This window comes from Thalassotalea coralli (assembly GCF_055786205.1).
Genome location: NZ_JBVVBK010000001.1, coordinates 1,204,008 through 1,214,930, shown reverse-complemented (window position 1 = coordinate 1,214,930; position 10,923 = coordinate 1,204,008). Strand labels below are relative to the sequence as shown.

Annotated in this window: 6 protein-coding genes and 1 rRNA gene; 1 reads left to right on the top strand and 6 read right to left on the bottom strand. The window is 39.5% G+C overall.

Translation table 11 applies throughout. The features are described 5' to 3' along the window. From ACOB80_RS05360 to ACOB80_RS05340, 5 genes are all read right to left on the bottom strand, one after another. Positions 1–111, bottom strand: a 16S ribosomal RNA gene (locus tag ACOB80_RS05360); the annotation flags it as partial. Positions 112–617: 506 nt separating this feature from the next. Then, positions 618–1,163 carry a D-glycero-beta-D-manno-heptose 1,7-bisphosphate 7-phosphatase gene (gmhB, locus tag ACOB80_RS05355; RefSeq protein WP_473164769.1) on the bottom strand — a complete coding sequence of 182 codons (546 nt, stop codon included), beginning with the start codon at positions 1,161–1,163 and terminating at the stop codon, positions 618–620. Positions 1,164–1,245: 82 nt separating this feature from the next. Beyond that, a complete protein-coding gene (locus ACOB80_RS05350; RefSeq protein ID WP_473164768.1) occupies positions 1,246–2,007 on the bottom strand; it encodes an SDR family oxidoreductase in 762 nt (253 codons plus the stop codon). Positions 2,008–2,040: 33 nt separating this feature from the next. Next, positions 2,041–3,063 carry an oxidoreductase gene (locus ACOB80_RS05345; protein ID WP_473164767.1) on the bottom strand — a complete coding sequence of 341 codons (1,023 nt, stop codon included), beginning with the start codon at positions 3,061–3,063 and terminating at the stop codon, positions 2,041–2,043. 149 nt (positions 3,064–3,212) lie between these two features. Then, on the bottom strand, positions 3,213–6,593 hold the full coding sequence (locus tag ACOB80_RS05340; RefSeq protein ID WP_473164766.1) for a methylmalonyl-CoA mutase family protein: 3,381 nt from the start codon (positions 6,591–6,593) through the stop codon (positions 3,213–3,215). A gap of 282 nt (positions 6,594–6,875) precedes the next feature. Between ACOB80_RS05340 and ACOB80_RS05335 the strand changes: the two genes are divergently transcribed. After that, complete coding sequence (locus ACOB80_RS05335) at positions 6,876–7,745, top strand: AraC family transcriptional regulator (RefSeq protein ID WP_473164765.1); 870 nt, start codon at positions 6,876–6,878, stop codon at positions 7,743–7,745. 122 nt (positions 7,746–7,867) lie between these two features. Here the strand turns inward: ACOB80_RS05335 and ACOB80_RS05330 are convergent, their stop codons facing one another. Continuing rightward, positions 7,868–10,882: a TonB-dependent receptor gene (locus ACOB80_RS05330; RefSeq protein WP_473164764.1), complete on the bottom strand. Its 3,015-nt coding sequence runs from the start codon at positions 10,880–10,882 to the stop codon at positions 7,868–7,870. Between the last annotated feature and the right edge of the window lie 41 nt (positions 10,883–10,923).

The window sequence follows — 10,923 nt, the reverse complement described above, 5'->3', positions numbered from 1 at the left end:
CCCGTCCGCCGCTCGACGCCGAATAGCAAGCTATTCTCGTTTCCGCTCGACTTGCATGTGTTAAGCCTGCCGCCAGCGTTCAATCTGAGCCATGATCAAACTCTTCAATTAAAATCGTTTGTGATGCTTAAAGCATCTGCTCAATGAATTCTGTACATATAAAACTTAAAAAGTATTTTATGTATGAACATCACTGAAATAGTTTTGTCACTTACGTGACTGGTAAAACCGTATCACTGTGAATGTCCACACAAATTGCATGATAACTAATTGTTAAAGAACTGATTCTTTCGAATCGATTGACAAGTCGCATTCGCTTATCAATATTGCTTGTGACCGTTGTCTCAAGCGAGGATGCGCATTTTACGCAACCCTGTTTCGATGTCAACACTTTTCTTAAAAAATTTTTAATTTATTTTTTAATGTTTGGTTGATTGTTTTATTAAGCAATTACTTAACTAAACTTATCAAAACCGGTCTTTCGTCTTCCTGACTCGACCTAATAAGTATTTCCTATACAAAAGCTTCTTGGCTTGTCCCCGAGAAGTGGATGCGCATTTTAGGGATTTTTCTGATGACGTCAACAATAATTTTAAATTAATTTACTGTTCGGTTATTTATTGTACGAAAACCCCCGTATTGACTATATCTTCGACGTTTTTAACGCGTATAGCGGTTGTTTCACTATCATCACCATAGGCACTAGAGACTAATACACGAGAAGAAATACCTGCATTTTGTGCTGCTTTCATATCAGAAATTTTGTCACCTATAAAAACACTGTTAGCTAAATTGATAGAATGATCCTGGGCTGCTTTTAAAATCATACCTGGTTCTGGTTTTCTACACTTACATGATTTTAAATACTCGGGCTTTGCTTTCTCTGGATGGTGAGGACAAAAATAAACATCTGAAATAGTGACACTGTGCTTTTTAAATTCATTCACCATCCATTTAGAAAGTGTATGAAATTCCTGCTCGGTATACTTTCCTCTACCAATACCCGATTGGTTGGTGATCACATAAATGCTATAGCCAGCTTGTTGAGCGTGTCGGCATAAATCAAATATACCCGTTACAAACTCAAACTCTTCCTTCTTATATACATAGCCGTGATCAATATTGATAATTCCGTCACGATCTAAAAAAAGTGCTTTTTTCATATATAGGTTTGTTAATTAGTTTTTTTGCAAGCTTAAATGAAAAAAGCGAGTAAAACTCGCTTTTTTATATATTTTCTATTAATTACATAGATAAGCCACCGTCAATTTCGACGACTCTTCCTGTAAAAAATTCATTTTCAAAAATATATTTAACTGTATGAGCGATTTCATCAGCTTCACCTAAGCGGCCAACTGGTTTCATTTTCTCTAAACGTTCACGCATTTCAGGTTTCATAGCATCTGTCATTGCAGTTCTAATCACACCAGGTGCAATTGCACCAACACGAATACCGTAACGACCTAGCTCTCTCGCCCAACAAACTGTCATAGCCACTACGCCCGCTTTGGATGCAGCATAGTTAGTTTGCCCCATATTGCCATTACGAGCGATGGAAGACATATTAACAATCACGCCTTTGCGTTCGTTCTTAACCATGTGGACTGCAGCTTCTCTACCACATAAGAATACACCGGTAAGGTTTACATCGATCACAGATTGAAATTGATCTAAAGACATTTTCTTTACGATTTCACCGTCTTTTGCTTTTAACAATAAGCCGTCACGTAAGATACCAGCATTATTAACAAGACCGTCAAAACCATTAAAGTCATCGTTGATTTGGTTGAAGGTTTGCTCAACTTCACTTTCATTAGTCACGTTTGCAAGGTAGTACTTCGCAGAAGATCCAACTTCTTCTATTAAAGAAACCGTTTCTTGCAAAAGCTCTTCATTTAAATCGATTAGCGCGAGTTTAGCGCCAGAGTTTGCTAGGCTAACCGCCATCGCTCGACCTAGACCTTGGCCACCACCGGTAACAACAATAACCTTATCTTGTATATTCATAATTTCCTCAAATTTAACTAAGCCCTGATTGCATTAATCAAGGCTTGAATCTATTTCTACTACTGTTCGTGCAGTTACACTGCCATCAATATAAGCATCAAATGCTTGTTCAATTTCTTTAAATGGGATCGTACGCGGCGCAATGTCATTCAACATGGTTGGTTTTAAATCTGTCGCTATTCGCTGCCACGCTTTCTCGCGTACAGAAACTGGCATTTCAATCGAATTAATACCAAGTAAGCTTACACCACGTAAAATAAAAGGCATAACCGTAGTATTTAACTTATAACCTGCGGCTAAACCAATAGACGCAATGTTACCCCAAGGCACTACAGTACGAGTTAACCAAGCAAGTGTTTCATCACCTAAGTTATCAACTGCCCCGCCCCACTCTGCTCTTTCTAACGGACGACTTCCCATTTCAATCGCTTTACGATCGACAATTTGCGTTGCGCCCAATTTGTTTAAATAATCGTTTTGTTCAGGCTTACCCGTTAAAGCCGCCACTTCATAGCCTATATTAGACAGCATGTTGATAGCAAAACTACCTACGCCACCCGTTGCTCCAGTTACTAATATCGGCCCTCTATCAGGCACTTGTCCGTTATCTTCCATTCTTTGCACAGCAATTGCGGCAGTAAAACCTGCGGTACCAATAGCCATAGCATCTCTTAATGAAAGACCGTTTGGCAATGCAACCACAGAATCAGCTTTAACTCGCGCATATTCACTGTAGCCACCGTCATAAATTTCCGATAATTGAGCGCCACACACTAATACCTTTTGCCCTGACTGAAAACGCTCATCACTTGAGCTGACGACAACACCTGATAAGTCTATACCGCCAACTAGTGGATATGTTCGTAAGATTTGTCCTTTACCTGTGGCAGCCAAAGCATCTTTATAGTTAATATCTGAATAAGCAACTTTAATGACGACTTCACCATCCGTTAAATCGTCCAAGCTAATTTGTTCAAAACCGCTTCGAATCGATTTATCTTCGTTACGATGAATGCGGAATGCTGTAAATGATGAAGGTACGCTTGCATATGTCATGTTTTATTCTCTCGTTGTTAATATGATGAAGCTACTTGTTTAATAACTTGCTCAACTTAACTTACTTGACTAATAAAGGTTTAGATACTCGACTTTAGTGTTAGAGTTATTACTTTAATAATAACCCTAACCCTGCAGTCATTAAGCAATTACATATTTCGTCGGTACTGACCACCAACATCAAATAGTGCGTTAACGACTTGCCCTAACGAACACACTTTACAAGCATCCATCATATGCTCAAATATGTTTTCGTGCTTAATGGCTGCACTTTGCAATGCTTTAAGTTCTTGCTTAGTTTGCTCTTCATTCGCTTTATGTAAATTTGCAAGCATATCAATTTGATAGTGCTTTTCTTCTTCTGTTGCGCGAATAACTTCAGCAGGTATAACCGTTGGTGATCCTTTTGAGCTCAAAAAGGTGTTTACACCAATGATTGGGTACTCGCCTGTATGTTTTAGGTTTTCGTAATACAAGCTTTCTTCTTGAATTTTGCTACGTTGATACATAGTTTCCATTGCACCAAGTACACCACCGCGTTCAGTGATACGATCAAACTCTGTTAATACCGCTTCTTCAACTAAATCAGTTAACTCTTCAATGATGAATGAACCTTGAATTGGGTTTTCATTTTTCGCCAAACCTAATTCACGGTTGATGATTAACTGAATTGCCATAGCACGGCGAACACTTTCTTCAGTTGGTGTCGTTATAGCTTCATCGTATGCATTAGTGTGCAACGAGTTACAGTTATCGTAAATCGCGTAAAGTGCTTGAAGCGTTGTACGAATGTCATTGAAGTCAATTTCTTGAGCATGCAGTGAGCGACCAGACGTTTGAATGTGATACTTCAACATTTGCGCACGAGGGTTTGCCGCATACTTCATTTTCATCGCTTTTGACCATATACGACGAGCAACACGACCAATTACTGCATACTCTGGGTCAATACCATTAGAGAAGAAGAACGATAAGTTAGGGCCAAATTCATTAATATCCATGCCACGGCTTAAGTAGTACTCAACAAAAGTAAAACCATTGGCTAAGGTCAATGCTAATTGCGTAATTGGGTTAGCACCTGCCTCTGCGATATGGTAACCAGAAATAGATACTGAGTAGAAGTTACGTACCCCTTTGTCAATAAAGTATTCTTGAACATCGCCCATTAAGCGAAGTGCAAATTCTGTCGAGAAAATACAAGTATTTTGCGCCTGATCTTCTTTAAGGATATCGGCCTGCACCGTACCGCGAACTTGGGTTAATGTTTTTGCTTTTATGTCTGCGTATACGTCAGCCGGTAATACTTGATCGCCAGTAACGCCAAGTAACATTAAACCAAGTCCATCATTACCTTCTGGTAATTCACCTTGATATTGAGGTTGTTCACTACCTTTCGCTTTATAGATAGCTTTTATTTTCTTCTCTACGTCTTTTTCTAAACCGTTTTCTTTAATGTAGATTTCACATTGCTGATCGATTGCTGCATTTAAGAAGAAGCCTAACAGAATTGGCGCAGGTCCATTTATGGTCATCGATACTGATGTTGCCGGATGTGCAAGATTAAAACCTGAGTAAAGTTTCTTTGCATCATCTAAACAACAAATAGAAACACCAGCGTTACCAATCTTACCGTAAATATCAGGACGTAAATGAGGATCGTTACCGTATAGCGTTACTGAATCGAATGCGGTAGATAAACGTTTAGCCGGCATTCCTTTTGATACATAGTGGAAACGACGATTTGTTCTTTCAGGGCCGCCCTCACCAGCAAACATTCGTGTTGGATCTTCACCTTCACGTTTAAACGGGAATAAACCTGCAGTATATGGAAATTCTCCCGGAACGTTTTCTTGTAGGCTCCACGTTAGAATATCGCCCCAGCCTTGGTACTTAGGCAAACATACTTTAGGAATATCAAGTTGAGATAAAGACTTAGAATGGGTTTCAATAGCAAGTTCTTTGTTTCGTACTTGGAACTTGAACACAGGCGCTTTGTATTTGTTAACCTTTTCTTGCCACTGTTCAATAATTTGCTTGTTTTTAGGGTCTAGATCTAACGCCACCTTATCAAACAATTCTTGAAGGTTTTCAGCAAGGGCTTTACCGCTTTCCTCACCACTTTCTAAAGCAGTGTCAATTGCCTGTTGGATACCATAAAGCTTTTGAGCGACAGCCGCTTGCTTTTCGACCCACTCGTCGTACGAGCGATTATTGTCAGCAATTTCAGATAAATAACGAGTACGTTTGCCCGGAATAACACTTGCTTTTTCAGCTTGAGTGCCAGATAAATCAAGCAAATCAACTTTTAGTGCTTCTGACTTTTTCGCTAACTCTGTGATGATTTTGTTGTATAACTCTGTCATACCTCGGTCATTAAACTGCGAAGCAATCGTACCAAATACTGGTACTTCATCATCACCAGCTTCAAACAAACCACGATTGCGCTTATATTGCTTTTTAACATCACGAAGTGCATCTTCAGCGCCACGCTTATCAGATTTATTTACCGCGATAACATCAGCAAAATCTAACATATCGATTTTTTCTAGCTGAGTTGCCGCACCGTACTCTGGCGTCATTACATATAAAGATAAATCAGAATGCTCTTCGATTTCTGTATCTGACTGACCAATACCCGATGTTTCAAGAATGATCAGGTCAAAATCAGCGGCTTTTAAGATATCTAATGTGTCATTTACATATACTGAAAGCGCTAGGTTTGACTGACGTGTTGCCAGAGAGCGCATATAAACACGTTCATTGTTTACCGCGTTCATACGAATACGGTCACCTAACAACGCACCGCCAGTTTTACGCTTAGAAGGGTCAACTGAAACAATAGCAATCTTGCTTTCGTCGGTTGCCATTAAAAAGCGACGAATAAGCTCATCAACTAATGAAGATTTACCTGCACCACCAGTACCTGTAATACCTAGAACTGGCGTTTTACTTACTGCAGCAATTTTGCGAATTTTATCTAAATCACTTTTGTTTTCTTCTGGCGCATTTTCTGCTGCTGAAATTAAACGCGCTATCGCTTGTTTATCGTTCTTTTTAAGGCTAGCGACATCATCTTTGGTAATGTTTGTACCTGTTTTAAAGTCACAACGCTTGATCATGTCATCGATCATGCCTTGCAGACCTAGCTCACGGCCATCATCAGGAGAATAAATACGCGTAATACCGTAGTCATGAAGCATTTTAATCTCGTCCGGTAGTATTACACCACCGCCGCCGCCAACGATACGAATATGCTCACAACCACGCTCTTTTAATAAGTCGTACATGTATTTAAAGTATTCATTATGCCCGCCTTGGTAAGAAGTCATCGCGATAGCGTTCGCATCTTCTTGAATTGCCGTGTTCACTACTTCTTCAACACTGCGGTCATGACCTAAATGAATTACCTCAACACCACTAGATTGAAGAATTCTGCGCATAATATTAATTGCGGCGTCGTGTCCATCGAATAGCGAAGCTGCCGTTACTACACGAACCTTGTTCTGTAATTCATATCTTTCTTGAGTCATTTTCATTCTCGATCTTTTTAAAACTTGCCTGTTAAAGGAGTGCTTACCTTTAAGAAGCAGCCTGATGACAAAAACTATTAGCCAAAATTTATTATTTAGCCAGTATTACTATTTCCTACATACATAGAACAGAGTAAACCTTATGTTTTTGTGCCTGTTTGCTAATTATCAATAAACTTACATTCATTAGAACACAGTAATTTTCTACATAAAATTGATTTTATTGCGCCAATGATGGACTATATTGTCATTATTACCCAAGAACAGCATTTGAGAGCTCGTGTGAATACTTCTCTAGCAAATTCTTACGCAGACATCCGACTAGTTATTCCCGTTTTTTTGCAAAAAAAACTTAAAGTCCACCCCTTAACTTCGGGCTTACATTTTTTAGCTCTCGGTAAAGCAAGCCAAGTCGTTAATAGAAGCACAGCTTCTGAGGCAGCAGACTATCACCAAGTTATCTATTGTCAGTATGGTGAAGGTATTCTCTATTACAAGGGAAAACAACGTGTCGTCAGTCGTGGTGATATCGTACTCATTTCTCCTCTACAACCTTTTAGTTATCAAGCAAAAGAAGGTAGTAAAAACGCCATATATTGGTTGAACTTTACCGGAAAGCTAGCCGATGATTTTGCGGAAAGATTATTAATGAAAATGGATGATGGCTTAGGGTTTACAGGCGCAAAGGACAATATATTTAAAGATTTAGATCAGCTTATTCAACTCGGTAGTCGAGGGTATACGGCGACGAATGTAATTCATGCTGTTCATTTGCTGCAGCAAACGCTAAGCTTTCTAGCATTGCAACTACGAATTGAAGCTTTCAACCAAAGTAGTCACTTTAATTTAGATGCAATTGAATCGTTAATGAAAGAGAATCTGCATCAAGATCTTAATTTAGATACCTTGGCACACTACAGTCAGTTATCAAAATATCACTTTGCCAAGAAATTTAAAGAGCTTACCGACACCTCCCCAATTCAATATTTTATTAATATGAAAATTCAACAGGCATGTTTTCAACTGGACAATACCGAAGATACCATAAAAAAAATTGGCGAATCGCTCGGTTACAATGACCCTTATTACTTTTCACGGTTGTTTAAAAAAATGGTAGGCATGTCGCCTAAACAATATCGAAGCTCGCAATAAACGGAGTTTAGATAGAAAAGACAACTAATAGATTAATTAAACATTCAACGGTGTAAGGGAAAGTTAAATGATTGTCTATTAGTTGTCTTGAAACTTATCAAAGACTATAAGCGATTACTTAACTAAAACTTAGCTGAGACATAAACACTAAATCTTCTATCTGTTTTAAAGTGACTTCGCGGTGTTTGACGACCATTTTGTTCATACATCATTTCGGTTTCTATGACTTCATCTAAAATGTTAGAAGCTTCAAACCCAACCTTAAAGTTATCATTAATTTGATAAGCAACAGATGCATCTAACTGCCCCGTCGCCTTGGCCACAACTGGAGCAAACAGGTCCGCGTCCCTACGTGTTAATAGATAATCGGAACGCCAGCTATATGCCATTCTTGCTGATATGTCGTACTTTTCATACATTAATGCCAAGTTTAACGTGTCATCTGAATAGCCTGGTAAGTCTAAGTTTTTAAAGGCGCGGAAATTATTTCGCCCACCGTCGCCATCAGACCCCTCACCAAAACCTACTTTATCGTCAATATCTGATTGTGCGATAAATGTATAATTTGCCGAGAAACCAAGGCCACTCCACGCGCCAGGTAAAAAGTCATAAAACTGGGTATAGGAAATTTCGAAACCGCTAAGGTTTCCTGACCCTTCGTTTGTATAGCTTTGATAGTCCACTGACTGGACAGCACCAGAGGTAGGGTTTTCTACGTTTTCTGTTGTCAGTCGTTGACGAATAAGGTTATCAAGCTCTTTTCTAAATAAGCTTACATTTAGTGAGCCCGCATCAGAGAAGTACCATTCTAAACTCAAATCGATGTTTAATGCTTCTTCTGGCTCAATAAGCGGGTTACCTGTTTTACCTGAGAAGTTAACCGCAACGATGTTTTCTCTCGAATAATCATAAACTCGGTTATGGGTTAGTTCTTGATAGTTTCTAAACTGTTCAAACACAGGGAAGTATACGTTTTGTGAAATAGCAAAGCGTGCGATATGCTCCTCACTAATTTCCATACTTAAGTTAAAGCTAGGAAGTACCTTAGTGTATTCTTCGCCTTTTATCGTTGTTTGAGGTCCTTCCGCAGCGTTAGCAAACGGAATTGCATCAGGAAATTTTTCAGCAATTTGTGCCGTTCTTGGATCCCAACCCGGAAATGGATTTGGAAATAAAATAGCGCCAGTAGACTCTACCTGCCAACTAATATATCTAAGACCAAAGTTACCTTTTACCGGGTACTCAAGATCATCGAACATGTAATCGGCCATAAGATACACTTCCCAGCGGTCTTCGGTTGTATCAGTGATTTCAGAATCTAAATAACCATCTGTTGTGTTAGCACGCTGAGCCAAATCAGGCCCTGCAAATGGTGTAAATTCAGCCATAGATGCGCCAAAATCATGATAATTATGAACACCTGACATCAATGGAAAATAAAATGTCTGATCGCCATTTAATACACCACCACCAAAAAACTCAGAAGCTCCGAAAGTATACGCTTCATATATTTCGGGGTGTAAAACAAGACTAGCCGGCGCAGGCTCTGCCGCCCATTGCCAACTCCATGCCGGTGATACAGATTGCCAGTTCCATATTGAATTACGCGATAACTGATTCTTCTCTGAAACATATAACCCCGCTTTTACAGCAGAAATCCAACCTTCGTCGATACGATACTCAAGATCTAACGCATAAGATGAGGAGTCAGCTTCATTAAATTCTTCATGATCCATTTTAGAATTCATGAATGCTTGCTCGTTATACATAGGGTTCGCACCATCACCAACAAAGTTAATATTTGTTGGTAAGCTACCTGATAAGTCAAATTCAGCGCCCACAGGTACGGTCGTTTCTGGTCTTCCATTAGGGCCATACCAGCTTGGGAAAGTTGGCATCATCATACTGCTATAGGTCCAATCTTTAATTTTATTGGTTGCGTCTACCTTTTGATAATCAAAAGACACATCAAGGTTATCGTTAGGGGAATAAACAAGATTAAAGCTAATATCTTCTATTTCATTACCAGACTGGTTATAGCGGCTTTGAGCCAGCATAAAGTTGTTATTCAGCTCACCCGCAACCATAAAGCCTTGATCATCAAATTGGCCATTGACTACTCCGACATTATTTGGGTTAACGATAAAGCCTTGCTCACCATATTGAACAACGCGTTCACTCCAGTCTCGTTGTGCTTCAGAGCTAATGTATTCACCTGTTAACGTTAAGGTTTTAGCGGTGTTTTGCCATTGCACAGAAGTAAATAAACCCTCTCGAGTGCGATCCGAATCAGCTGTTCGAATTGCAACACCTGCAGGCGCATACAAGGTTTTATCTTCATAACCAGGAATTGCCGTACCATTATTGCCAAAGTGCTCGGTTTCTCGTGCAGTAGCGCTCCGTTCATAATAGTTTTCAATACCGACACCATCACCTCTGTCTTTATATTCAGAATCGGTATAGCCTAATAAGAAACCGAATTTACCATGGTCTCCTTTCCATACATCGCTGAACATAAATGTTCCACTGGGTGTCCACTCTTCTCGGTGGTCACCGTAAGAGCCTTTGATTTGCCCATAAATAATTTGGTCATCGCTATCAAACGGTTTTCGTGTGACTAAGTTAACAGTACCCGCGACGCCGCCGGCAATAAGATCTGAAGTAGTATTTTTAACAACTTCTATTCTGCCTAATAACTCGCCAGGAATGTCAGCATAACTTAAGCCACCTCCTGTTGAACTCGCACTAAACGCATCACGTCCGTTAATTTCACTACGAATTCGTTTCAAGCCTCGCACAATGACACCTGTGCCTTCTGAAGAGAAATGGTTGGGGTCATCTGATGAATCAAAGCGCTCTATGGTAATACCAGGAACACGTTGCAATGCTTCCGTCACACTTTTGTCAGGCAAAGCACCAATATCGTCCGACGTAATAACATCTTTAACTGTGTCTGCTAACCGTTTAATTTCTTGTGAGCTCGCTACCTGATTTCGAATTCCTTTAACTTCAATAACTTCATCAACTTCGAGTTGCTTCTTTTCTTGTTTTTCTGTTTCCTGAGCAAAACCTTGTGAACCATAAACAGCAGACAATACGGCTAAACTTATTAGACTTTTATTTAAATGTTTAATCATGTGATACCCCATCCCTTCGTTTCTTATTTTTCAAATAGGCA

Bases quoted from the DNA above. Each gene is read 5' to 3' on its own strand.
- gmhB (WP_473164769.1), bottom strand. From the start codon at position 1,163: ATGAAAAAAGCACTTTTTTTAGATCGTGACGGAATTATCAATATTGAT.
- ACOB80_RS05350 (WP_473164768.1), bottom strand. From the start codon at position 2,007: ATGAATATACAAGATAAGGTTATTGTTGTTACCGGTGGTGGCCAAGGT.
- ACOB80_RS05345 (WP_473164767.1), bottom strand. From the start codon at position 3,063: ATGACATATGCAAGCGTACCTTCATCATTTACAGCATTCCGCATTCAT.
- ACOB80_RS05340 (WP_473164766.1), bottom strand. From the start codon at position 6,593: ATGACTCAAGAAAGATATGAATTACAGAACAAGGTTCGTGTAGTAACG.
- ACOB80_RS05330 (WP_473164764.1), bottom strand. From the start codon at position 10,882: ATGATTAAACATTTAAATAAAAGTCTAATAAGTTTAGCCGTATTGTCT.